The following is a 23,463-nucleotide window of genomic DNA, read 5'->3' as shown; positions in this document are numbered from 1 at the left end:
TTTCGGTGGTTAACGCCTGAAAGGAAATCGGGCGGGGTGGGTCAGCTGGCGGCGGATTCGGGGTGGCCGCGGCGGCGGCCGTAGAGCAGGGTTTCGCCGGCGGCGGTGCCGGTGTACTTGGTGCGGCGCGCCCAGTCGCGGCATTCGGCCAGTACCGGGCAGGTGCTCAGGCAGAGTTCACGGGCCTTCCGCTGTTCCCAGCGGGGCGCGGTCTCGTCGTACGCGGGTGCCTGGCCGATGCACGCGGCCCGGCTCATCCAGCGGTCGGCGGGGTCCACGATCACGGTCAGCGTCGGCCTCATGACACCGACGGTAGATCGCCGGCGACCACCGGCGATCATTGTCTCGAAATATGATCTAGTTAGTAGACATTGCCGAGGCGGTGGCAAGCCTGCCTCGCCGCCGCGGCCGGACACCGTCGGACGGGTCGTCGACCAGGTCGCCGTGCCGGACCGGATCGTTCTCCGGCAGCAGGATGTCGCGGGCGACCACCAGCATCAGCCACAGCGTGCCGGCCATCCGCAGGATCACCGACAGCCAGTAGATCCGGTCCGGTACGTCCGGGTTGCCGGGCGCCAGGAACTGGGCGAGATGCATCCACACCAGCATCCAGTAGAAACACTCGCACGCCTGCCAGATCAGCCAGTCCCGCAACCGCGGCCGGGCCAGCGCGACCAGCGGCAGCAACCACAGGACGTACTGCGGTGAGTACACCTTGTTGATCAGCAGGAACGCCGCCACCACGAGAAACGCGAGCTGCGCGAAGCGAGGTGGTCGAGGCGCCATCAGACCGAGGATCGCGATCGACAGGCAGAGCCCCGCGAAGATCACGATGTTCAGCTGGTTGACGTCCGCGACCTCGTGCTTGGCGAGCTTCAGGACGTACCAGATCGAGCCGTAGTCGCTTTCCCGCTCGTCGTTGAACTGCCAGAACGACAGCCACTCGTTCTTCGCCAGCAGGTAGATCGGTGCGTTCACCAACGCCCACGCGACCGCCGTCGAGACCAGTGCCTGGACCCACGGCCACAACTTCCGGCCGCGGATGCACACGATCAGCAACGGCCCCAGCAACAGGAACGGGTAGAACTTCGCCGCCGTCCCCAGCCCGAGCAGTACGCCGAACCACACCGGTTTCCCGCGTGACCAGGCGAACATCGCGCCGGCGGTGAGCGCGACCGCGAACAAGTCCCAGTTGATCGTCGACGTCAGTGCGAGCGCCGGAGCAGCAGCGACGTACAGGGCGTCCAGCGGCTGCCCACGGGCCGCGCCGGGCTTGCGCGCTACTCCACGTGCCGTAGCCACCGTCAACCCGACGATGACCAACGCGCACAGGAACAGCATCACGGTGTTGACCAGGAAGAACACCCCGGCCGTGTCGCGCTTCTGCTCGACCGTGACGTCCTTCTTCGGGTCGCCGGTCATCAGCCAGGTGATCTGCGCGGCGACTTCCATGAAACCACCGGTGAGCACCGGATACTCGAGTACGGGGTAGTTGCCGGTGTCCAGGAACGGCCGGTTGCCCTCCGCGAAGCCGCGCTCCTGGTACAGGAACCCGATGTCGGAGTAACACAGCGCCTTGAACGGCCGCCAGCTCTGCCGATCCCAGCCGGCTTCCATGCACGGCGCCTTCTGCAGTACGCCGAGACCGAACGTGATCGTGCAGACCGCGAGCGCGATCCGCAACGGGGTCCACCAGGACGAGCTGAGCCGGGCGAACCGCCCGGACGGCCCGCCGAGCCCGACTGTCAGCCCGGCCACGGCCGGATCGGCCGCCGACGGAGTCCGCGTGAGCTCGCGTTGTGGTCCGGTCACGGTGGGCATCATCTCCTATCGGCGCACCTCGCGACAGCCCGGGTCCGATCACCCGGCCCGGCTCTGCGCGAGGTTACCCACCGCCGCCGCGTCAGCCCGGGACGGCACTCCGATCAGAGTGAACCGGCAGTCCGACGAGTTCGGCGTACACGTCCCGCAGGTGCACCGCCTGCGTCTCCCAGGACATCTCGTTCCGTACGCCCGGGTCCTGCACGCGCTCACGGTACGTCGCCAGATCGGCCAGCACCCGCCCGGTCGCCGCGGCCAGCGCGTCGGCGTCCTCCGCGACGAACACCTCCCCGATACCGGTCTTCCCGACGAACTCCTCCAGCGTCGGCATGTCGCTGGTCACCACAGGCAGCCCGGCAAACGTGTACTCGAACAGCTTGTTCGGCAGGGCCATTTCGTGACTCGGGTACCGCAGGATCGGGATCAGTCCGACGTCGGCGCCGCGCAGGAAGCGCACGACCTCGCCGGTGGGCACCGGGTCCAAGTAGTGCACGCGGTCCTCGACGCCCACCCGGGCCGCCAGTTTCCGCAGCTCGTCGACCGGCCGGGTGCGGGTGTGTGGCACGCAGACCACTGCCAAATGCGCTTCAGGCAGCCTCGGCAGCGCCGCGATCGCGGTCTCGACGCCGCGGGCCCGCGTGATCCCACCGCTGTAGACCAGCAGCGGCACGTCGCCCGGCAACCCGATCGTGGTCCGTACGTCGACGACCTCGCTGCCGCTGCAGAGCGTTTCCAGCCGTGGGCTGTTGATCACCACGGCTGGTTCCCGATCCAGCCGGTACTGCTGGTGCAACCGTCGCGCGATCGCCGGACTGACCGTGATGACGCGGTCCACCGATCCGATGTACTCGCGCTCGTGCTGCGCCCACGCCGCGATCATCCGGGGCGTACGCCCGCCGTACTGCGACAGTCCGGCGACGTACTCGTGCGCGTCGTACACCACCTTCACGGTCCGGCCGCGCAACGCTGCCCGTCCCGCGGCACGGGTCGCGACGCCGATCACGTGCATGTCGTGCGCATGCAGTACGTCCGGCCGCAACCGATCCAGTACGTCGGCAAAGATCGCCTCGTAGTCGTAGGCCTCGGGTACGACCGAGCGCCAGCTGGCCAGTTGCTGCCGAGCGGGCCACCAGCCGTCCCACCATCGCCAGACCTCGGCGACCTTCCGGGCCTCGAAACTCGTCACCCGCCGGCCGAGCGACAGCGCCTTCGACTCCACCTGCCAGCGCCGGTACTTCAGCACGCGCACCGCCCGGCCGCGCTGATAGCTGAGCGAACCGATGGTCCGCGCGCGTCGGCCGGCGGCCGCGCGGCCCGATTCAGCCTTCAGATCCGCCAGCCTGGCAGCGATCCGGGCCTTCCGGGCCGGCGCGATCCACGCCTTGAAGAGCCGTCGTCCGCGCCGCGCGCTCCGCCGCCGGGTCCGCTCGTCGCGCAACACGAAACGGCCGGGTATCCGGGTCAGCGGCACGCCGCCGTCGATCGTCTCGGTCGTGGTCTCGCCCGTCGCCGATACCCCGAGCAACGTCACCCGGTACCCGGCCTGGCCCAGCGCGCCGGCTTCCTTGAGTACGCGGGTGTCGTTGCTGACGTCGTTCGCGACGAACATCACAACGTGTGGATTGCCGGCTTCGTTGCTCATGACTACAAAACGGGAACACCGGCCGAACGGGTTGCACGTATCAGGTCTGCCGTCGACGGAGCACGAGCAGGGCGGCGGCGATCAGCAGCACGCCGAGCAGAGCTCCGGCTCCGAGCACCAGGCCTAGGCGGATGCCGGGTGGACGGTAGTTGCAGGAGACCTTCGACGAGTCGGCCGAGACCGGGATCGCCATCAACCCGGCCCGGTCGCCGGGCTTGCGCGCGGCGGCGCCGTCGACCGAACACTGCCAGCCGTCGATCCGGATCACGCTGACGACGACCGCGCCCGCGGTACCGCGGTTGAGCCGGATGTCGATGCCGTGACCGCCGACCTTCACCTCGGCCGGCTTGCCGAGCTGGTGCACGGCGGCGGTGAGCTTGTCGCGATGCAGACAGCCGACCGCGGCGGAAGGCAGCCGGGTACGGCCCTGGAGCCGGAGCTCGACCCGGTAGGACCCGTCTGCACCGACTGTTCCGAGCCGCATCATCGGGGCGCCGGTGTACACGCCCGGACGCTTCGCCACCGGTGTGAGGATCGGCCTCCAGCCGCGCCCGTCGACAACCACTTCACCGACGGTGGTGGGCGCCGCCAGCCAAACCTCCGAGCCCGGCGCGCAGCGCGCGGTCAACCGCACCTGGACCGACCGCTTCGCACCAGTCGCGCCGGCCGAGCCCGTCGTGCCGGATGTGCCGGCCGAGCCCGTTGTGCCGGTTGTGGGCTGGATGGTGATGGCGCCGCCGCGGTCGGCGACGGTGGCGTCCGGGGTCTGCTCCGCCCGCAGCTTCGGGATCGTGTACACATCCGCGCCGAGCGCGGTCTCCTGCGCGCCGAACGGACCGGGATCCGGCGACGTCCAGGCCTTCACCGGGCGTACGGTCACCAGCGGCGCGCTGTCGTACTTCTCCAGCCGCGGCGCGTCATCGGCCGGGTCCGTGACAACCCTGGCGCCGATCGCGAAGATCGCGTCGACGACCGGATTGCGCGGATCGACGGTCGCCCGGCCGTACGAGCTGTACCCGAAGCCGAGGCTGAGCAGCTGCGCCGAGACGGTGTCCGGGATCGTGCTCGAGTAGTACTGCGAGCCTTGTCCACCGATCAGCATCGGGTCGTTGACGGTCAGCGCGGCGCCGGGCGCCGTTCGATGGTTCGGCCAATCATCCGCGGACTGCACCAGTGCACGGATAGTGGAGTGCAGCTCGCCCCACGGCGAGCTCGCGCTGAGGATCTTGCTTCGCTGCGCGTCGATCGCCACCGACGACAGCGTCACCTCGACGAACACCGCACCCAGCAGCAGCACGATCGCGCCACGGCGCACGCCGACAGGTAGCGGTCGCCGGAAGATCAGCCACGCGATCAATGCGGTGGCGGCAAGCAGCGGCACGGCCAGATGCGTGGTCGTGGTGATGGTACGGACGTTCCACGTCAGCCCGTACAGAATCCCGACCAGTGCGAGCGGCGCGGTCACCACCAGGAGCCCCCGTACGCCCGACGCGACCGACATCCAGCCGACGATCACGAGCATCCCGGCGATCACGAACGCCTGCCGGAACGGGCTGCCGTTCGGGCTGTCGAAACCGTGCCACACCTCGTGCGTGATCCGGACCTGCATGCTGCCCACCGTGAGCAGCACGACCGCGGTCCAGACGATCCGCTCCCGGGCCGGGATCGCCCGGTTGAACGGGAAACTGATTGCCAGCAGCAACATCAACGTCCCGACCGCGAGGCCTGGCGTGGACCCGACGCCCTCGCTGCCGGCCAGCAACCGGGAGAGGAAGTCCAGCGCGCCGATCGGTTTGAACGAGACATCCGGGCTCGGCCGGGCCGCGCTGACCGACCGGAACGTCGGCAACAGCAACGGTGCCGCCAGCCCGATCCCCAGGCCGACCGCGAGCATGCAGCGCAACGCGCCGGTGAGGCGCTCCCGCCAGGACACGGCCGCGTCGTACGCGAGGATGCGCGCCACCACGACGATCGCGGCGCCGATGGTTGCCATGTACACCGTATAGAAGTGCGACGTCCACAGCAGCGCGATCACGAACGGCGTGACCAGCAGCGAAGGCATCGAGCGGCGGCGCAGAATCCACTCGCACAACAGACAGATCACCGGGAACGCGACCAGCCCGTTCAGCCAGACGCTCATGTACGCCGCGTCGTCGATCGCCCAAGCACACGCGCCGTACGAGACGCCGCCGATCACCGCCAGCCAGAACGGCCCGGTCGGACGCAGCCACCGCAGGTACGTCGCCATCGCGCCGGCGGCCAGACCGATCGCCGCGACGTCGACCAGGAAGAGCGCGAGGTCGATGTGGTCGCGCGGCAGGACGAGCACGATCCAGGACAGCGTCGACCCGACGTACGCCATCGAGTCGCCGAGGAACGGAACGCCGAAACCACTTGACCAGTTGAAGATCAGGTCACCGGGCGCCTGGCCGGTGAGGATGTCGCGCAGATGCGCGTACATCGGGACGAACTGCTGACCGAGGTCGTTGGTGCTGCGGGGCCGGTCGCCGAAGGGGTAGGTGCCGCGGATCATCCCGCTGACGACGAACGTCAGGGCCGCCGCCAGGGCAGCCGGCACGGACACGTGCCACCGCCGCCCGGCGGCAAGTCGGCGGATCACTCCGTCGGCCGGCTCGGCTCGGACGCCAGCGCGAGGGCAGGTGGTTGCACCAACTGGGTCGGCGCCGGATGTCTGAGATAACTCAGTCGGGCGGCCTCCTGCCGGGCGCGGCCGACCACGTCGAGCAGGTAGCCGAGCACCAGCATCAGGATCCCGATCAGCCCGATCGAGGACGCCAGCACCGCGGTCGGGAATCGCGGCACGAGCCCGGTCTGCAGATACTCGACGACGATCGGTACGCCGAGCGCGAGCGCGATCACGCCGAAGACGGCGGCCAGCACGCCGTGGTACAAGGTCGGCTTCTCGACCCGGGCCAGGTGCAGGATCCAGCGCAGGATCCGCGAGCCGTCGCGATACGTGCGCAGTTTGCTCTCGCCGCCGACCGGGCGTTCCTTGTACCCGACCTGGACCTCGGCGACCGGGATCCGCAGGTGCAGCGAGTGAATCGTCAGCTCCGTCTCGATCTCGAACTCCCGCGACAACGCCGGGAACGATTTCACGTACCGCCGGGAGAACGCGCGGAACCCGCTCAGCATGTCGGTGATCTCGCGACCGAACAGCGCGCCGACCGCGCCGGTCAGCATCCGGTTCCCGAAGGTGTGCCCGGGCCGGTAGGCGGCCACGTTCGAATGTTTGCGGACCCCGACCACATGGTCGTACGGCCCGGCCAGCAGGGCCTCGACGAGGACCGCGGCGCGGGCTGCCTCATACGTGTCGTCGCCGTCGATCAGCAGGTACACATCGGCCTCGACGTCGGCGAACGCGCGCCGGACGACGTTGCCTTTGCCCTTTTGGGCAACGTGCCGCACGATCGCGCCCGCGGTCGTGGCGATCGCCGCGGTGTTGTCGGTCGAGTTGTTGTCGTACACGTAGATCATCGCCGTCGGCAACGATTCGCGCAGCTCGTGGACAACCTTTCCGACCGCCGCGGCCTCGTTGTAACACGGCACGATCACCGCGATCTCGGTACCGGGGAACTCCCCCAAGATGCTCATGGTCCTCCGCCAGCTGTCCGTGCCTGCCCAGAACTTCCCCCGTTACTGTCTAGATGTCTCGGCAGGTCGGAATGTTGCATCGGGCGACCAAAAAATTCTCGTCCAGACCAGAATTCAGCCGACAGTGATGGCACCGGCACTCGCGGTCAGGATTCGAGCCGGCCCAGCCAGGCCGTCAGCAACCGCTCCAACTGGGCCCGCTCGTCCGGAGTCAGGACTTCGAGAAGCCTTTGTTCATTGGCCATATGGGCACTGAATGCCCGGTCGAACAACCGCCGGCCGGCCGGCGTCAGCCGAACCACCCGACCGCGCCCGTCGGCATCGCTGCGGCGCCGCCGGACCAGCCCGGCCTCCTCCAGCCGATCGACCCGCTTGCTGATCGCGCCGGTGGTCACCATCGTGTGCAGCGCGAGCTCCCCGGGCGCGTGCTCGTACGGCGAACCCGCGCGGCGCAACGCGGCGAGTACGTCGAACTCGCCCTCGGTCAGGCCGAACTTCTCGTACAGCAACGTCAGCTCGCCGGTCAGCGAGTTCGCGATCCGGTGCAGCCGGCCGATCACGCCCTGCGGGCTGGTGTCGACGTCCGGGCGCTCGATCCGCCACTGGGCCTGAATCCTGGCGACATGGTCCTCGGTCACACCGGTCAGCATATATCTTCCTGGGAAGATACAATGTCTTCCATGGAAAATACCGTCCGCTGGAGCCTGGTCACCGCGATCGCGCCGATCGCCTGGGGGACGAACTACTTCGTCACCCACGAGTACCTGCCGGCCGGACATCCGCTGTACGGCGCGGTCTTCCGCGCGCTGCCGGCCGGCCTGTTGCTGCTCGCCCTGACCCGGCGGCTCCCCCACGGCGCGTGGTGGTGGCGGTCGCTGCTGCTCGGGGTCTGCAACATGGGTGCGTTCTTCGCGCTGATCTACGTCGCGTCCCAACTGCTGCCGGTCAGCCTGGCCTCGACGATCATGTCCGCGGCGCCGTTCACGCTCGCTCTGTTCGCCTGGGGCCTGCTCGGCGAACGGCCGACCGCGCTCGTCCTCACCGGCGCGACCGCCGGGATCGCCGGCGTCGTGCTGCTGCTCGGCACCGGATCGGTCGCCGTCGACCGCCGCGGCGTCGCGGCATCGGTCGCCGCGCTGGTGATGTCGTCCGGCGGCTACGTGCTGGCCAAGAAGTGGGGCCGGGCGGACGCTGGTCCCGTCGCGACGACCGCGTGGCAACTGGTCGCGGGCGGTTTGATCCTGATCCCGTTCGCGATCGCCGTCGAAGGCGCTCCACCCCGGCTGGACGGTCCCGCGATCGCCGGTTTCGCGTACGTGGGCCTGGTCGCCACCGCGCTCGCCTTCACCGCCTGGTTCACCGGCCTCCGCAAACTCCCCGCCGCGACCGTCGGCCTGATCGGCCTGCTCAACCCGGTCACCGGCGTACTCCTCGGCGTCCTGTGGTCCGGCGACGTACTCACCGGCCGCCAGCTCCTCGGACTCGCACTGGTCCTGCTCGGTATCGCCTGCAGTCAACTGCGATTCACTGTCCGTGGTGACGCACCTCTCAGCGGACTCTCAGTGCGCAGCGGTGAGGATGGTCGGTATGCGAGTGCTGATGGTCGAGGACGAGCTCCGGCTGGCCGACACGGTCCACCGGGGGTTGACCGACGCCGGGTTCGTGGTCGAGCTGGTTCATGACGGGGAGAACGCGGTCTGGGCGGCGACCGAGCACAACTACGACGTGATCGTGCTGGACATCATGCTGCCGAAGCTGAACGGGTACCGGGTGCTCGAACTGCTCCGGGCGCGCGGGATCTGGACGCCGGTGCTGATGCTGACCGCGAAGGACGGCGAGTACGACCAGACCGACGCGTTCGACCTCGGCGCCGACGACTACCTGACGAAACCGTTCAGTTTCCTGGTCCTGGTGGCCCGGCTGCGAGCGCTGATCCGGCGCGGCGGCCCGGAGCGCCCGGTGGTACTGACCGCTGGTGACCTGACCCTGGACGTGGCCCGCCGGCGGGTCGAACGGGACGGCCGGGAGATCACCCTGACCCCGCGCGAGTACGGGCTGCTCGAGTTCCTGATGCGGCACCGCGGCGACACCGTCAGCAAGACCGAGATCCTGGCCGGCGTCTGGGACCCGGCCTTCGACGGTGACCCGAACGTGGTCGAGGTGTACGTGCGGTACCTCCGGAAGAAGATCGACACTCCGTACGCCCGGCACGCGATCGAGACGATCCGCGGCATGGGGTACCGGTTGAACCCTGAAGGCGGCTGACCTGCTGAGGAACCCGCGGAACCTGGTGCGCCTGCGACACTGGGTGTGCTCGCGCGAGAGAATGCGCCTGCGAGACTTGGTAGGTGAGCTCGGTGGTGCGACGTCGCGTTGACGGCTGGTACCGGACCGCGGGTGGCCTCCGGCAGGCCAGCGTGCGGAGCCGGTCCACCGCCGCGGCCGTGATCGTGGTCGCCGTCGCGCTGATGATCGGCGCGGTGGCGCTGCTGCTGCTCCTGCAACGCGCGCTGATCACCGAGGTCTCCGACGCGGCCGAGGGCAGGGTCAGCGATGTCGCGCGCCAGGTCAGCTCGTCGGGTACGGCCGGGCTCGGGCGCGAACTGGCCGAGACGACCCGGGCCAGCCAGCTGGTCCAGGTCATCGATCCGGCCGGGCGGATCGTCGCCGCCTCCTCGTCGCGGGTCGACAACACGCCGCTCACCGATCTGCGCCCGCCCGCCGGCGCGCTGCTGCGGGCCGAGGTCGGCGAGATGCCGCTGCTCGACGACGACCACTCGTTCCTGATCGTCGCGCAGGGCGCCGCGTACCAGGGCACGACGTACACGGTGGTGGTCGCGTCGTCGGTGGAGACGCAGCGGCAGACGGTCGCGACCGTCGCGCAGTACCTGGCGATCGGGTTCCCGGTGCTGCTGATCGTGGTCGGGATCGCCGGCTGGCTGATGATCGGGCAGGCCCTGCGGCCGGTCGAACGCATCCGCTCCCGGGTGCAGGGCATCGGGTCGCGGGACCTGACCGAGCGGGTACCGGTGCCGGCGACCAGGGACGAGATCGCCCGGCTCGCGGTGACGATGAACGAGATGCTCGACCGGCTGGAGACCGGGCAGGCGACGCAGCGGCGATTCGTCGCGGACGCCAGCCACGAGCTGCGGTCGCCGCTGGCCACGCTCACCGCCGCGCTCGAGGTGGTCGGGGCCGACACCACCGGCAAGGCGTGGCGCGAGCTCGGCAAGGTGATGGAGACCGAGACCGAGCGGATGCGGCACCTGGTCGAGGACCTGCTGTTGCTCGCCAAGGCCGACGACACCGGCATCCGGATGCGGCCGACCGACGTGGATCTGGACGACCTGGTCGAGGCCGAGATTCACCGGCTGCGCAGCTCCAAACCCGAGCTGACCGTGAAGAGCGACGTCCATCCGGTCCGGGTCACGGGTGACCCGGCCCGGCTCAGTCAGGTACTGCGCAACCTGGTCGACAATGCCGCCCGCGCCGCGCACTCCACCGTCCGCCTGACCACCTCCGAGCAGAACGGCGCCGCGATCATCACCGTCGAGGACGACGGTGACGGTATCCCGGAGGCGGACCGGCTGCGCGTGTTCGAGCGCTTCGTACGCCTCGACACCAGCCGCTCCCGAGCCAGCGGAGGCTCCGGTCTGGGCCTGTCCATCGCCCGCGAAATCACCCGCGCCCACCACGGCACCATCACCCTCACCTCCTCCCCCATCGGCGGCACCACAGCCACCGTCACCCTCCCGCCGGCGGTTGACGTGAACTGAGGGGTGGTGCCTGGCGGTTGGGGGGACCAAGCTGGTGGTACGGACTCCACGAGGAGGTGGGCGTCGTGAAGGCGACGACCGGCGACCAGGTAGTAGTCGAGAGCAGCCATCTGCTGGCGCACCGGCGTGAAGGGAAGATCGTCGAAGTGCATGACCCCGGCGGCGCGCCGCCATACCTCGTGCACTGGACCGACACGGACACCGAGTCCTTGTTCTTCCCCGGCCCCGACGCGCACATCGTCCACCCGGACCAGTAGCGCCCGAACCAGCAGCGACCCGAACCAGTAGCGAACCAGGCCAGCAGCGCTCAGGGCAGGATCAGCTGTAGTCGCAGCCAGTCGGCCAGGTCGCGGATTTCGCGGTGTACCGCGGTGGTTTGGGTCTTGGTGAAGGGCTCGTCCTCGTGGATCGCATGCACCTGGAAGATTCCGGACTTGCGGTCCGACTGGGCGTCGAGCTTTCCGATCAGGCGGTCGTTGTGGAGGATCGGGAGCGCGAAGTAGCCCCAGCGGCGTTTGGCGGCCGGTTTGTACATCTCCAGTTGGTAGTCGAACTCGAACAGCTCGGTCAAGCGTTTCCGGTCGTACACCAGCCGGTCCAAGGGCGAGAGGATCGCCGTACGCCCGGTGAACGGCTGGTCGAGCAGCTCCGGGTCGATGCGCCACTCGCCGCGGACGTCGGCGACGACGGCGCGCTCCCCCGCCTCTCCTGCATCGAGCGGCTCGCCGGGGCAGGCCGGTCCCTTGGCGCGCAGGATGCCCATCGAGCGCAGTCGCTGCTCGTCGCGGACCCGGATCGCCTTCTCCGCCGGTAGGACCGGGTCGTCGGGGTACACGCGCGACGCCAGGTCCCACAGCCGGTCCCGCCCGTCGCGGCCCGCGATCGCTACCTCGCCGCGCTGGATCATGAATTCGAGGAGTTGCGAGACGTTCCGGTTGTTGGTCCAGCCGGTCGACTGCCAGGGGCGTACGCAGGTGTCGGGCAGGTCGCGCATCACCAGCGGACCGTCCTGTCGCAACCGCTCCAGGATGTCCAGGCGGCAGCCCTCGTTCGCCAGGACCCAATCGCGGCGGAACTCCTGCCAATCCAGCAGCTTCCCGTCGCCCGGCCAGGCGGCCATCTCCGCCCGGAACAGCACGAGTGACTCCGGCAACCGGACGAACCCACGCAACTCGAGCAGTTCCAGTGAAGCCAGCGCATCGGACAGCTCAGCCGGGTCGTACGAGGAGCCGAGCCTGCTCCACGCGATCAGGTCCGCGTTCGGCGCGACGTACGCCGTCTGGTCCAACTGAAGCACATTCAGCCCGCGCACCACTTCGTACAGATCCGCCGGCCGCTCTTGGGTCAGCAGCTGCGCCCGCACCGCCAACCGCCGCGCGTCCCGCCTCGACAACTGATGAACAGTCACGAAACGAGGCTAGGGCATGTCTGGGACAGTATTCTGAGAGGAACCGGGTGTGGGTGGGGACCTTTTGGGCTCGGGGTCAGGGGGGATCGTGGCGGTACGTGGTCGGGCGGTCGTGCTCCGTGCGGTTGTGGTATGCGCGGCGCTCGTGGTCGGCGGGTGCTCGGCCGCGGAAGGGTCGAGCGTGCCGTCGGGTGATCCGTCGATCGCCGTGCCAACCAGTGATCCGTCGATCGTCGTGCCGTCGGGTGGTCCGTCGGTCGTGGTGCCGCCGAGTGCCGCCAGCCCGACCGGGGCCGAGCCCGCGAAGGACTGCAAGCAGTCGACCGTGCCGCTGCCGGCCGAGTCCGAGACCGATGGCGTCGAGCTGACCGTGAGCACCGACCCGAGCCGTACCTCGCTGCTGCTGAAGAACACCGGCAGTCTCACGGTCATCGTCGTACCGGACGCGGACTTCACCAGCCGGCTGGTCGCCGCGCCGTACGCCAACCCGAAGGACCAGGCGTCCCGGGCAGCCCTGATCGCCGTCAACAACAGCGGTGGCGCGGCGGCGGTGCGCGCGGTTCCGGCGTACGTTCCGCCGGCGCAGGTGATCACGCTGCCACCGCTCTGGGCGATCTGCGCGCTCACCGACGACGCCAAAATGACCGCGTCCGTCCGGTATTTCCAGGACCGGCCGTCCAGCGCGGAGTACTTCGTCGCCAAGGCACTCGCGGACCTTCTGCTGGTGAACCACAGCTCGGACCGGACCCGGCCGGCCCTGATCCGCTGCGCGAAAAGCACCCTGAGCGTACTCAAGACCCATCCGGGGATGTCGGACATCGAACTGTACGTGGAGATCCTCGGCCCGCGCGCCGCCTGCCAGGCCGCGTACAAAGCGCTGCTCGGCGGCAGCCAGGCCGCGGCCGAACAGCTCGGGAACAGCGTGCTCGGGCGGCTCGCGGGTGCTCCCCGGCTGCTCGCGAACAGCCGGATCTTCAGCACCGCCGCGCAATCCTGACCGCCGGCCAGATCGCGTACCCCCAGGGTCGGCTCCGGGTCCGGTCAGGGAGAACTCCACTCGTCCCGGTGCTGCCAGCGCCCCAGACTGGAGGCACAACGTTCGAACTCTCGGAGGATCTCAGCCATGATCGGCTTCATCGTCGCCGGACTCATCATCGGAGCACTGGCCCGGCTGTTCACGCCCGGGAAGCAGAAGCTCGGTCTGCTCGCCACCCTGCTGCTCGGCCTGGCCGGATCCGTGATCGGCGGAACCATCGCCGGCATCCTCGGGACCGGCGGCATCTTCGAGCTGAACATCCTCGGCTTCATCGTCGCGGTGATCTCGTCGGTCCTGCTGGTCGGCACCGCCGAGTCGCTGTCGGCGCGCAAGAAGAACTGACCGCACCACGACGGTACCCGGAAGCGCCGGTCCTACTGCTCCTCGTTGATCGCCATCGCCGGCCGCGGCTCGCGGCCCGGTGGTTGCGGTGGACGCGGCAGCAACGGCCGGCGCTTCTCCAGTGTCCGGACCACCGGCCGCGTCGCGCTGACCGTCACCTCTTCACCGGCATGCCGCAGCACGATCGACGCGTCCGGCCCGTCGTGCACGGTGTAGCGCACCGACACCGGATCGATCTCCACCTTCAGCCGCACCCCGCGCCACCGGACCGTGAAACTCAACCCGGACAGGCCGATCGGCAACGCCGGATCGAACGACAGCACCCCATCGCGATCCCGCAACCCGCCGAACCCGGCCACCAGCGCGCTCCAGGCACCGCCGAGCGACGCCATGTGCAGCCCGTCGCCGGTGTTGTGGTGCAGGTTGCGCATGTCGATCAGCGCGGCCTCGTACGCGTAGTCGTACGCCAGGTCGAGATGTCCTACCTCAGCAGCCATCACCGCCTGGACACACGCTGACAAAGACGAGTCCCGTACCGTCAGGCGCTCGTAGTAGTCGAAGTCACGGGCCTTCTGCTCGGGCGTGAACGCGTCACCACACCAGTACGCGGCCAGGATCAGATCGGCCTGTTTCACCACCTGGGTGCGGTACAGCTGGAAGTACGGCGCGTGCAGCAGCAGCGGGTACCTGTCCTTGTACGCCTCGAACTCCCACACCGCGTACCCGGTGAAGCCTTCGGACTGCGGATGTACCTGCAGGTCCTCGTCATAGGGCACGTACACCGCGACGGCCGCGTCCCGCCAGGACGCCTCCTCCTCGCTGTCGACGCCCAGCTCCCGGGCCCGGCCCGGCATCTTCGCGGCGACCTCGGCCGCGGACCGCAGGTTGCGCGCCGCCATCAGGTTGGTGAAAACGTTGTCGTCGGCAACAGCGCTGTACTCGTCCGGTCCGGTCACGCCGGGCAGGTGCCAGCGGCCGTCGCGGTCGTGGTGCCCGAGCGACATCCACAGCCGGGCGGTCTCGATCAGCACCTCGAGTCCGACCTCGGCGAGGAAGTCCTCGTCGCCGGTGGCCCGGTGGTAGCGCATCACCGCCTCGGCGATGTCCGCGTTGATGTGGAACGCCGCCGTCCCCGCCGGCCAGTAGCCCGAACATTCCTGACCGCGGATCGTCCGCCACGGGAACGCCGCGCCACGGAAACCGAGCTCCTCGGCACGCTGTTTCGCCATCTCCAGCGTCGAATGCCGCCAGCGCAGCGCATCGGCCGCGGCATCGGGCAGCGTGTACGTGAGCACCGGCAGCACGAAACCTTCGGTGTCCCAGAACGTGTGCCCGTCGTACCCGGCGCCGGTCAGGCCCTTCGACGGAATCGCCCGCCGCTCGGCCCGCGCGCCCGCCTGCAGTACGTGGAACAACGCGAACCGGACCGCCTGTTGCAGCTCCGGATGCCCTTCCACCTCGACGTCGGCGCCGTCCCAGAAGTCGTCCAGGAACTCGACCTGCTGCTTGGTCAACCCGTCCCAGCCGGAGAACCGCGCACTCGCCAGCGCCGCGGCGACCTGGTCCCGGATCGCGGTCTCGGAGCGCAGGCTGGACCAGCCGTACGCCAGGTACTTCACCACGCGCAGGCTCTCGCCCGGCTGCAACTGGCAGATCACCGTGGTCCGGGCCCAGTCCTCGCGGACATCCTGGTCCATCGCGTACCGGGCCGTGGTCTCCACCTCGTGTCCCATCGCGGCGGCCATCAACTGCTGGCTGCGGGTGGTGCGATGGAGCAGTACGGTGCCGTGCTCGCCGCCGTCGTGGCTGACCGGCTTCAACGGATTCTCCAGTACAGCGGCCACGCGCGGATCGTCGGACAGCTTCGGCTGCGCCTCGTTCGCGACCAGCTCGGACTGGATGACGAACCTGGCCGGCTGGTCGACCGCTTCCACCACGTACTCGATCGCGGCGACCGCGCGCTGCGTCAGCGAGACCAGCCGCCGGCTGCGTACCCGGATCCGCTTGCCGCCCGGTGACGTCCAGTCCACGTCGCGTTCGAGGATGCCGGTCCGGAAGTCGAGCGACCGCTCATGCTTGGTGAGGAAGCCGTAGCGTACGTCGAACGGCGAATCGTCGACCAGCAGGCGGATCAGCTTGCCGTTGGTGACATCGACCAGCGTCTGACCGGACTCCGGGTACCCGTAGCCGGCCTCCGCGTACGGGAGTGGGCGCTGCTCGTAGAAGGAGTTCAGGTAGGTACCGGGAATCGCGTACGGCTCGCCTTCGTCGAGGTTGCCGCGCAGGCCGATGTGACCGTTCGAGAGCGCGAACAAGGACTCGGACTGGGCCAGCTTGTCCAGCGCCAGCCGCGTCTCCCGCAACCGCCACGGCTCGATCGGATGGTGCCCACGGTCAATCACACGCCCTCCAACAAGTCAGCCGGATCGGATGCCGTTCGCCGACGCTCATGTCAGCAGGTCCGCCAGGTCGCGGACGACGATGTCGGCGCCGTGGGTCTTCAGTTCGCCGGCCTGGCCGACGCGATCGACGCCGATCACCTGCCCGAAGTGGCCCGAACGCCCAGCGGACACGCCGGCCAGCGCGTCCTCGAAGACCGCCGCCGCGGACGGCTCCGTCCCGAACCCCTTCGCCGCCGCCAGGAACGTGTCCGGCGCGGGCTTGCCCTTCAGCCCTTGGGTACGAATCGTCACCCCGTCGACGATCTGCTCGACGTACTGGGCGAGCCCGGTCACGTCCAGCACCTCGCGGGTGTTCGCGCTGGACGACACCACCGCCCGCCGGAGCCCCGCCTGTTCGGCCGCCTGCAAGTACTTCCGCGAACCCTCGAACACCCGCACGCCGTCGGTCCGGATCCGGCGCTGAACCGCGTCGTTCTTCCGGTTCCCCAGCCCGTTCACGGTCCGGGCGGCCGGCGGGTCGTCGGCATTCCCGTCCGGCAAGCTGATCCCCCGCGAGGCCAGGAAGTCCCGGACGCCATCGGCACGCGGCTTACCGTCCACGTACGCGTCGTACTCCGCCCGCGCGTCGAATGCCCGGAACGGAATCCCCCGCGCCGCCGAGTCGGCCCGCAGGAACTCGTCGAACATCTCCTTCCAGGCCGCGGCGTGCACGGCAGCCGTATCCGTCAACACCCCATCCAGGTCGAACAGACAAACCCGGATCCCCGCGGCAAGTCCCAACATGCCGTCCACCCTAGCCCCCGCGATCCACTCTTGTGTGGAGGCGGATGAGAGGTGCGGGAGTTGGTTGTCTGCTTTCACAAGCCCCGCGGGAGTGGTGGATGGTTGGCTGGAAGTATGGACATGACGGGCGGGCGTGCCGCTCTCACGCGCGTGAATCGGCTGCTTCGCGAGCGGCCACTGATCGACGGGCACAACGATCTGCCCTGGGCCGTTCGCGAGTTGACGGACTACGACTTCGGCCGGCTCGACATCGGCGCGGACACGTCGCTCCACACTCATACCGATCTGCCCCGGCTGCGGGCCGGACTCGTCGGCGGTCAGTTCTGGTCGGTGTTCGTACCGGCCACTCTCCCGGGCGGGCAGGCCGTGACGGCCACCCTGGAACAGATCGACTGCGTGTACGAGATGGTTCGCCGCTACCCCGATGACCTGGCGCTGGCGACGTCGGTCGCGGACGTGGAGACCGCGTTCGCCCACGGCCGGATCGCGGCGCTGATCGGCGCCGAAGGTGGACATTCGATCGACAACTCGCTCGGTGCACTGCGGATGCTGTACCAACTCGGCGTGCGCTACCTGACCCTGACGCACAACACCAACACGCCATGGGCGGACTCGGCCACCGACGAACCGGTGCATCACGGCTTGTCCACCTTCGGTACGGAGGTTGTCCGGGAGATGAACCGGCTGGGCATGCTGGTCGATCTGTCCCACGTGTCTGCGGACACGATGCGGCACGCGCTGCGAGTCACCGCGGCGCCGGTGATCTTCTCGCATTCGTCCGCCCGTTCGATCTGCCCGGCCGCGCGGAACGTTCCCGACGACGTACTGGAGAGTCTGCGTGGCAACGGTGGAGTGTGCATGGCCACGTTCGCTCCCGACTTCGTCTCCCAGGAGTTCTTCGAGTGGCGCCAGGCCAGCGCGGCGTGGCAGGCGACGCACCCGCGGCCCGTCGTGACCATCGAGCAGGTGATCGCGCACCTGGATCACATTCGCGAGGTCGCCGGCGTCGATCAGCTCGGGATCGGTGGTGACTACGACGGCTGCGACGCGCTGCCGAGCGGGCTGGCGGACGTGACCGGCTATCCGCGACTGTTCGCGGCGCTGGCCGGCCGGGGCTGGTCCGACGAGGATCTGACAAAGCTTGCCGGTGGCAACGTGTTGCGGGTGCTCGGCGAAGCCGAGGCCGTCGCCCGGACCCTGCAACGGTCACACGGCCCGGGACTCGCCCGGCACCCCACCGACGGATGAGGCGCCAACGCTGCCGGCCCAGCCGTGATCAGCGCCGGCCCAGCCGTGATCAGCGCCGGCCCGGCCGGGGTCAGTGCCCGCCGGCCGGGGTCGGCCGCCCGGCCGGGAAGTAGACGGACTGGAGTTACTGATAGCTGGCGAGTCCCTCCGGCCCGTACTCCCGGCCGATCCCGCTGGCTTTGACTCCCCCGAACGGCGCGGTCGGCTCCGGGGCGTACCCGTTGATGCCGATCGTGCCGGTCTGCACCCGCGAAGCGACCGCCAGCGCGCGCTCGGGATCGCCAGACCAGACAGTCCCACCCAGTCCGTACTGCGAGTCGTTGGCGATCCGGACCGCGTCATCGTCCGCGTCGTACGGGATCACCGACAGGACCGGCCCGAAGATCTCCTCCTGGGCGATCCGGGCAGAGTTGTCGACGTCGGCGAACAGCGTGGGCTGAACGAACCAGCCAGGTCCGGAGACCCGGTCGCCGCCGACCACTACCCGTGCGCCGTCGGCCCGGCCGGCCTCGATGTAGCCCTGCACCCGATCACGCTGCCGCGCACTCACCATCGGCCCGATCAGCGTCCGCTCGTCGAGCGGGTCACCCACCGGAGCGGACTTGAGGATCTGCTCGAACAACTCGACCACTTCGGCGTACCGGCTGCGGGGCGCGAGCACCCGGGTGCCGAGGAAGCAGACCTGACCGCTGTTGGCCAAGGTCGCGGCGAACAGGTCCGCGCGGACTTCGTCCGGCTCCAGGTCCGCGTCGTCGAGCACGATGGCGGCCGACTTCCCGCCGAGCTCTAGCGACACCGGCCGAAGCAGCCGCGCGCAGGCCTCCGCGACCGCGCGGCCGCCTTCGGTGGAACCGGTGAAGGCGACCCGGTCGACCTCAGGATGCGAGACGAGGTACGCTCCGAGCTCCCGGCCGCCGGGCAGGATGCTCAGCACGCCACGCGGAATCCCGGCTGCTTCGGCGGCTTCGGCCACCAGGTAGGCGTCGAGAACGGTCTCCGGCGACGGCTTCACGATGATCGGGCAGCCCGCCGCCAACGCCGGCGCCACCTTCGCGAACATCAGTGTCTGCGGCACGTTCCACGGCAGGATGGCGGCAACCACTCCAATCGGGCGGCGCCGTACCAGGGTTTCCTTGACCAGCAATCCGGGCCGCGTCTCCTCGATCGGGAGCTCGCGGATCAGCCGCGCGTAGTACCGGAGCAGGCGGGCGGCGGAACCCGCCTCGATCTGGCGGGCGATGGCGAGCGGCATGCCGTTCTGCCGGCAGATCGCGGTGATGATGTCCTCGGCGCGGCGGTCGAGCTCATCGGCGAAGCGGTCCAGCACGTCGGCACGCCGCGCCGGAGGCCAGGCCGACCAGCCACCCGGATCCGTGCAGACAGCTCGCGCGGCCCGCACGGCCGCGTCGGCGTCCGCCGCGGACGCGGCCGGAACGGACCCGATGATCGCTTCGGTGGATGCCGATCGCACCGTCAGCCGCTCCTGGCCCGCCGGTCGTACCCACTCGCCGCCGACGTACAACTCTTGATGATCGGTCACGTCATCACACCTCACTTGATAGCTGATTCGGCGGGACTGCCGGCTGGGCTGTCGGCGAAATGGCAGGCAGCTTGGTGCGCTCGCTCAGCGGCCGCGGCCTGCGGATCGGCCTGCACGCAGAGGTCGCGGTCGGTCCGCAGCAACGGGCCGACCGGACACCGGGTGTGGAACCGGCAGCCGGGCGGCGGCTGGTGCGGATCCGGCGGCTCGACCGTGGCCAGCTCCGCGGGCATCTCGTCGTCGAGCAGCGTGGACTGCACGTTGCGATGCGGCGCGGCGTCGAACAGCTCGCGGGTGTACGGGTGTCGCGGATCCTTGAGTACTTCGTCGACCGGACCCGCCTCGACGATCCGGCCGAGGTACATCACCGCGATGTAGTCGCTGATGTACCGCACCACTGCCAGGTTGTGCGAGATGAACAGCATGCTCAGGCCGAGCCGGCTCTGCAGGTCCCGCATCAGGTTGAGTACGCCGCCCTGGACCGAGACATCCAGCGCGGACGTGACTTCGTCGGCGATCAGTACGCTCGGCCGTGCGGCCAGGGCCCGGGCGAACGCGACGCGTTGCCGCTGGCCGCCGGACAGCAACCCGGGCAGCATCGCCATCCGGTCCGGGTCGAGGCCGACCAGCTCCAGCAGGCGAGCCACCTCCGCCTGCCGGGTGGCGCGGTTCCGTCGCACCGGCCGCGGTATCGCTTCGGCGATCGACGCGCCCACGCTCATCCGCGGATCGAGCGCGGAGGAAGGATCCTGGAAGATCAGCTGGATCGGCGGCGGCAGGCCACGCCGACGGGCCTTGCGGACGTCGACGCCGTCGAGCAGAACCTGGCCGGCACTGATCGGCGCCAGACCGACCGCGGCCCTGGCCAGCGTGGACTTTCCCGAGCCCGACTCGCCGACCAGCCCGACCACTTTGCCCGCCGGTACGACCAGGGACACCTGGTCGACCGCCTTCATCGCCTGCCGGCCGCTTCCGTACTGGACGTCGACCTCGGCGAACCGGAACTCGTTCATCCTGCCACCTCGGGATCGTGTGCGTGCCAGCACGCGACCCGGTGCCGGTCGCCGATGCTGATCAGGACCGGATCATCACTGCCGCAGACCGCGTCTGCCGCCGGGCAGCGGGCCGCGAACGCGCAGCCGGCAGGTATCTGATCCGGTTCCGGTGGCCGGCCCGGGATCACCGCCAGTGGCTGCTCACGGTCGGTCTCGATATCCGGCACCGCGGCCAGCAGCGCCCGCGTGTACGGATGGCTGGCCCGGGTGAAGATGGCGGCCGTCGGCAGGTCCTCGACGATCCGGCCGGCGTACATGACGAGGACGCGATCGCAGGTCCTGGAGATGACGCTGATGTCGTGGGAGATGAGCAGGATTCCGGCGCCCTGATCGGCTCGGGCCTCCTGCAGTTGGCGCAGTACCTGCCACTGCACGGTGACGTCGAGCGCGGTGGTCGGCTCGTCGGCCACGATCAGCCGCGGCGTCGCCATCAGCCCCATGGCGATCATCACCCGTTGCCGCATCCCACCCGAAAGCTGATGCGGATACTGCCGTACGCGACGAGCCGCCGCCTGGATCCGGACCGCCTGCAACGCGCGGACCGCCTTGTCCAGCGCCCGTTTGCGATCGAGGCCCTGGTGCTGAACCGGGACCTCGGACAGTTGCCGGCCGATCTTCATGGCCGGGTTGAGCGAGGCCATCGGATCCTGGAAGACCATCGCCAGCGACGTGCCGAGCATCCGCCGTTGCCGGTGGTCGGCGGCACCGAGCAACGAGTTCCCCTCGAAGCTGAGTTCGTCCGCGACGACCGAACCCGGCCGCTCGATCAGCTTCGCCACCGCGAGCGCCGTGACGGACTTGCCCGAGCCGGACTCCCCGACGATTCCGACCGCGTCGCCGGCTCCCATGCTGAAGCTGACACCACGCACCGGCGTCGTCCACCCGTCGCGCCCCGGAAAGGACACCCGGAGGTTCTTCACCGCCAGCAGCGGTTCGCCGCTGACCTGATCGGGTTCCTCTGTCCTCGGCACCTGATGAGGCCGGCCGGAAAAGCGGCGACTCGGAACCCGTACGCCCATCACCTGCGCGGTGGCTTCGCCGAACAGGTTGAACGCGAGTGCGGCGATCACCACGGTGACCGCCGGCGCGAGCGCGGCCGCCGGGTTGGTGTAGATCGCCGGCAGCCCCTCGTTCAGCGTCCGCCCCCAGTCGTACTGCGGGGGCTGCACGCCGATGCCGAGAAAGGACAGGCCCGCGAACGCGACCAGGTTGCCGGCGGCACCGATCATCGCGTTGATGATCAGCTGCCCACTGATGTTGGGGATGATATGGCGTACCAGCGTACGGAACCGGCCGGCTCCCGCGACCCGAGCCGCCGCGACGAAATCCCGGCCGGCCACCGAAGCGGCCAGCGTCTGGGTCAGCCGTGCGTAGAACGGCGCCATCGCGACCGCGAGCGCCAGCACGGCGCCGCGGGTCGTCGTACCGAAGACGACCGCGAAGAAGAGCACCAGCAGCAGGGCCGGGAAGGCGACGGCGATGTTCACGACCGCCGTGACGAAGCGGCCCGGCACTCGGCCCAGCACGAAGGGCGCGAGCCCCAGCAGGAGCCCGAGCGTGACACCGGCGATGGTCGCTGCCAGGGTGAGCTCGATCGAGAGCCGGGTCGCGACCAGCAGCCGGTAGAGAATGTCCCGGCCCAACGAGTCGGTGCCGAGCACATGCGCCGCCGACGGACCCTGGGACAGCGCATCGATGTCGGTGGCGGCGGCCTGGTCACCCCACAGCACCGGCGCCAGCACGGCGGTCCCAAGGACCAGCACCAGTAGCGCGGCCGAGCAGGCGCCGAGCGGCGTCCGCACGATCCGGAGCCAGACCGAGTCATGCCTCGCCATCGCCTAGCTCGCCTTCACGGTCGACCGTGGGTCGAGAAAGGCAAGCAGCAGGTCGACGCAGAGGTTGATCGTCAAGGTGAGACCTCCATAGACGAGTACCAGCGCCTGCACCATCGGATAGTCCTTCTGCTGGATCGACTGCACCAGGACCGTGCCCATGCCCGGCCACTGGAAGACGTTCTCGACCAGCACCATGCCCGCGGCCAGCCCGGCCAGCAGCAGACCGCCGATGGTCAGCGTCGCGGTGAGCGCATTCGGCAACGCGTGCCGTAGATAGACGATCCGGGCCGGCAGCCGTTTTGACTTGGCGGTCCGGACGAAGTCGTTGTCCAGCACCGACAGCAGCTCCGCCCGGACAACGCGCGACAGCACCGCGGCGGCGCCCAGAGACAGTGTCAGTACGGGCAGGATGAACGAACTGATGCCGTCGCGACCGGCGACCGGCAGCCAGCCGAGGCCGACCGCGAAGACCGCCACCAGTACGACCGCGAGGATGAAGTCCGGTATCGCCCCGAGGATCGTGCTGGCAGCCGTGTAACCGAGGTGCAGACCGGGCCGCCGCCCGCCGCGCGTCAAGACCGCGGTCACCACTCCGAGAACGACCGCCAGCACCATCAGGACGACGAAGGCGGGCACTGCCAGCTGCAGACTCGCGGGCAGGCGCTCCTGAATCACTTGTGACACTGGCAGGTTCGACACGATGGAGGTGCCGAAGTCGCCGTGCAGGAGGCTGCGCAGGTAGTCGACATACTGCGTCGGGAGGGAGTTGTTCAGGCCGAGCGCCTCGCGCCTGGCCTCGACCACCTCGGGCGATGCCGTCAAGCCCAGCGCCGACCGCACTGGATCGCCGGGGACGAGGTGAATCATCGCGAAGGATGCCGACACCAGCACCCAGACCGACACGAGCAGCCGGCCGATCCGCCGGGTCAGGAACGTAGAGCTCAGCATTCTCGCGCCCGG

20 protein-coding genes are annotated in these 23,463 nt (G+C 69.3%); 7 read left to right on the top strand and 13 right to left on the bottom strand.

Annotated features, from left to right (window positions below; all coding sequences use genetic code 11):
* Nucleotides 1-41: 41 nt before the first annotated feature.
* The 6 genes from HDA44_RS04430 to HDA44_RS04405 form a co-directional block, all read right to left on the bottom strand.
* Complete coding sequence (locus tag HDA44_RS04430) at nucleotides 42-302, bottom strand: WhiB family transcriptional regulator (protein ID WP_184831558.1); 261 nt, start codon at nucleotides 300-302, stop codon at nucleotides 42-44.
* A gap of 55 nt (nucleotides 303-357) precedes the next feature.
* The gene (locus HDA44_RS04425) at nucleotides 358-1,821 is read right to left on the bottom strand and encodes a glycosyltransferase family 87 protein (RefSeq protein ID WP_184842860.1); all 1,464 of its coding nucleotides are present in this window, start codon (nucleotides 1,819-1,821) and stop codon (nucleotides 358-360) included.
* Between the two features lie 82 nt (nucleotides 1,822-1,903).
* Nucleotides 1,904-3,463 carry a glycosyltransferase family 4 protein gene (locus HDA44_RS04420; protein ID WP_184831556.1) on the bottom strand — a complete coding sequence of 520 codons (1,560 nt, stop codon included), beginning with the start codon at nucleotides 3,461-3,463 and terminating at the stop codon, nucleotides 1,904-1,906.
* A gap of 40 nt (nucleotides 3,464-3,503) precedes the next feature.
* A complete protein-coding gene (locus tag HDA44_RS04415) occupies nucleotides 3,504-6,047 on the bottom strand; it encodes a YfhO family protein (protein ID WP_184831554.1) in 2,544 nt (847 codons plus the stop codon).
* 32 nt (nucleotides 6,048-6,079) lie between these two features.
* Nucleotides 6,080-7,078: a glycosyltransferase gene (locus HDA44_RS04410; RefSeq protein ID WP_184831552.1), complete on the bottom strand. Its 999-nt coding sequence runs from the start codon at nucleotides 7,076-7,078 to the stop codon at nucleotides 6,080-6,082.
* Nucleotides 7,079-7,224: 146 nt separating this feature from the next.
* Entirely contained in the window at nucleotides 7,225-7,716 is a 492-nt protein-coding gene (locus HDA44_RS04405) for a MarR family winged helix-turn-helix transcriptional regulator (RefSeq protein WP_337905626.1), read from the bottom strand.
* Between the two features lie 42 nt (nucleotides 7,717-7,758).
* On the opposite strand from HDA44_RS04405, the gene HDA44_RS04400 reads away from it, so the two are divergent.
* The 4 genes from HDA44_RS04400 (at nucleotide 7,759) to HDA44_RS37875 (ending at nucleotide 11,111) form a co-directional block, all read left to right on the top strand.
* Nucleotides 7,759-8,760 (top strand): EamA family transporter, encoded by a 1,002-nt coding sequence (locus HDA44_RS04400; protein ID WP_184831548.1) that lies wholly within the window; start codon nucleotides 7,759-7,761, stop codon nucleotides 8,758-8,760.
* Entirely contained in the window at nucleotides 8,666-9,343 is a 678-nt protein-coding gene (locus HDA44_RS04395) for a response regulator transcription factor (RefSeq protein WP_184831546.1), read from the top strand. Before HDA44_RS04400 ends, HDA44_RS04395 begins: the two co-directional genes overlap by 95 nt.
* A 95-nt stretch (nucleotides 9,344-9,438) precedes the next feature.
* Nucleotides 9,439-10,854: an ATP-binding protein gene (locus tag HDA44_RS38405; protein ID WP_184831544.1), complete on the top strand. Its 1,416-nt coding sequence runs from the start codon at nucleotides 9,439-9,441 to the stop codon at nucleotides 10,852-10,854.
* Between the two features lie 65 nt (nucleotides 10,855-10,919).
* The gene (locus HDA44_RS37875) at nucleotides 10,920-11,111 is read left to right on the top strand and encodes a DUF1918 domain-containing protein (RefSeq protein ID WP_184831542.1); all 192 of its coding nucleotides are present in this window, start codon (nucleotides 10,920-10,922) and stop codon (nucleotides 11,109-11,111) included.
* Nucleotides 11,112-11,161: 50 nt separating this feature from the next.
* Here the strand turns inward: HDA44_RS37875 and HDA44_RS04380 are convergent, their stop codons facing one another.
* The gene (locus HDA44_RS04380) at nucleotides 11,162-12,262 is read right to left on the bottom strand and encodes a DNA glycosylase AlkZ-like family protein (protein WP_184831540.1); all 1,101 of its coding nucleotides are present in this window, start codon (nucleotides 12,260-12,262) and stop codon (nucleotides 11,162-11,164) included.
* Nucleotides 12,263-12,350: 88 nt separating this feature from the next.
* On the opposite strand from HDA44_RS04380, the gene HDA44_RS04375 reads away from it, so the two are divergent.
* Together HDA44_RS04375 and HDA44_RS04370 are read left to right on the top strand one after the other, a co-directional pair.
* Nucleotides 12,351-13,259 (top strand): hypothetical protein, encoded by a 909-nt coding sequence (locus HDA44_RS04375; protein WP_184831538.1) that lies wholly within the window; start codon nucleotides 12,351-12,353, stop codon nucleotides 13,257-13,259.
* A 126-nt stretch (nucleotides 13,260-13,385) separates the two neighbouring features.
* Nucleotides 13,386-13,640 carry a GlsB/YeaQ/YmgE family stress response membrane protein gene (locus HDA44_RS04370; protein WP_184831536.1) on the top strand — a complete coding sequence of 85 codons (255 nt, stop codon included), beginning with the start codon at nucleotides 13,386-13,388 and terminating at the stop codon, nucleotides 13,638-13,640.
* Between the two features lie 32 nt (nucleotides 13,641-13,672).
* On the opposite strand, the gene HDA44_RS04365 is transcribed toward HDA44_RS04370, so the two are convergent.
* Together HDA44_RS04365 and HDA44_RS04360 are read right to left on the bottom strand one after the other, a co-directional pair.
* On the bottom strand, nucleotides 13,673-16,042 hold the full coding sequence (locus tag HDA44_RS04365) for a glycosyl hydrolase family 65 domain-containing protein (RefSeq protein WP_184831534.1): 2,370 nt from the start codon (nucleotides 16,040-16,042) through the stop codon (nucleotides 13,673-13,675).
* 45 nt (nucleotides 16,043-16,087) lie between these two features.
* Nucleotides 16,088-16,825 carry a beta-phosphoglucomutase family hydrolase gene (locus HDA44_RS04360; RefSeq protein ID WP_184831532.1) on the bottom strand — a complete coding sequence of 246 codons (738 nt, stop codon included), beginning with the start codon at nucleotides 16,823-16,825 and terminating at the stop codon, nucleotides 16,088-16,090.
* A gap of 150 nt (nucleotides 16,826-16,975) precedes the next feature.
* Here HDA44_RS04360 and HDA44_RS04355 point away from each other — a divergent pair, with 150 nt between their 5' ends.
* Nucleotides 16,976-18,073 carry a dipeptidase gene (locus tag HDA44_RS04355; protein WP_337905625.1) on the top strand — a complete coding sequence of 366 codons (1,098 nt, stop codon included), beginning with the start codon at nucleotides 16,976-16,978 and terminating at the stop codon, nucleotides 18,071-18,073.
* A 124-nt stretch (nucleotides 18,074-18,197) separates the two neighbouring features.
* Here HDA44_RS04355 and HDA44_RS04350 read toward each other — a convergent pair whose 3' ends face one another.
* The 4 genes from HDA44_RS04350 to HDA44_RS04335 are packed head-to-tail and all read right to left on the bottom strand — an operon-like array spanning nucleotide 18,198 to nucleotide 23,451.
* A complete protein-coding gene (locus HDA44_RS04350; protein ID WP_184831528.1) occupies nucleotides 18,198-19,613 on the bottom strand; it encodes an aldehyde dehydrogenase family protein in 1,416 nt (471 codons plus the stop codon).
* Between the two features lie 11 nt (nucleotides 19,614-19,624).
* Nucleotides 19,625-20,626 carry an ABC transporter ATP-binding protein gene (locus tag HDA44_RS04345; RefSeq protein ID WP_184831526.1) on the bottom strand — a complete coding sequence of 334 codons (1,002 nt, stop codon included), beginning with the start codon at nucleotides 20,624-20,626 and terminating at the stop codon, nucleotides 19,625-19,627.
* Nucleotides 20,623-22,503: a dipeptide/oligopeptide/nickel ABC transporter permease/ATP-binding protein gene (locus tag HDA44_RS04340; RefSeq protein ID WP_184831524.1), complete on the bottom strand. Its 1,881-nt coding sequence runs from the start codon at nucleotides 22,501-22,503 to the stop codon at nucleotides 20,623-20,625. Before HDA44_RS04340 ends, HDA44_RS04345 begins: the two co-directional genes overlap by 4 nt.
* Before the next feature lie 3 nt (nucleotides 22,504-22,506).
* Nucleotides 22,507-23,451: an ABC transporter permease gene (locus tag HDA44_RS04335; RefSeq protein ID WP_184831522.1), complete on the bottom strand. Its 945-nt coding sequence runs from the start codon at nucleotides 23,449-23,451 to the stop codon at nucleotides 22,507-22,509.
* Nucleotides 23,452-23,463 lie beyond the last annotated feature (12 nt).

The sequence above is a fragment of the Kribbella solani genome, assembly GCF_014205295.1.
Classification (GTDB): domain Bacteria; phylum Actinomycetota; class Actinomycetes; order Propionibacteriales; family Kribbellaceae; genus Kribbella; species Kribbella solani.
Note: the sequence above shows the minus strand (reverse complement) of the source record. Positions and strands in the feature narration are given on the sequence as shown.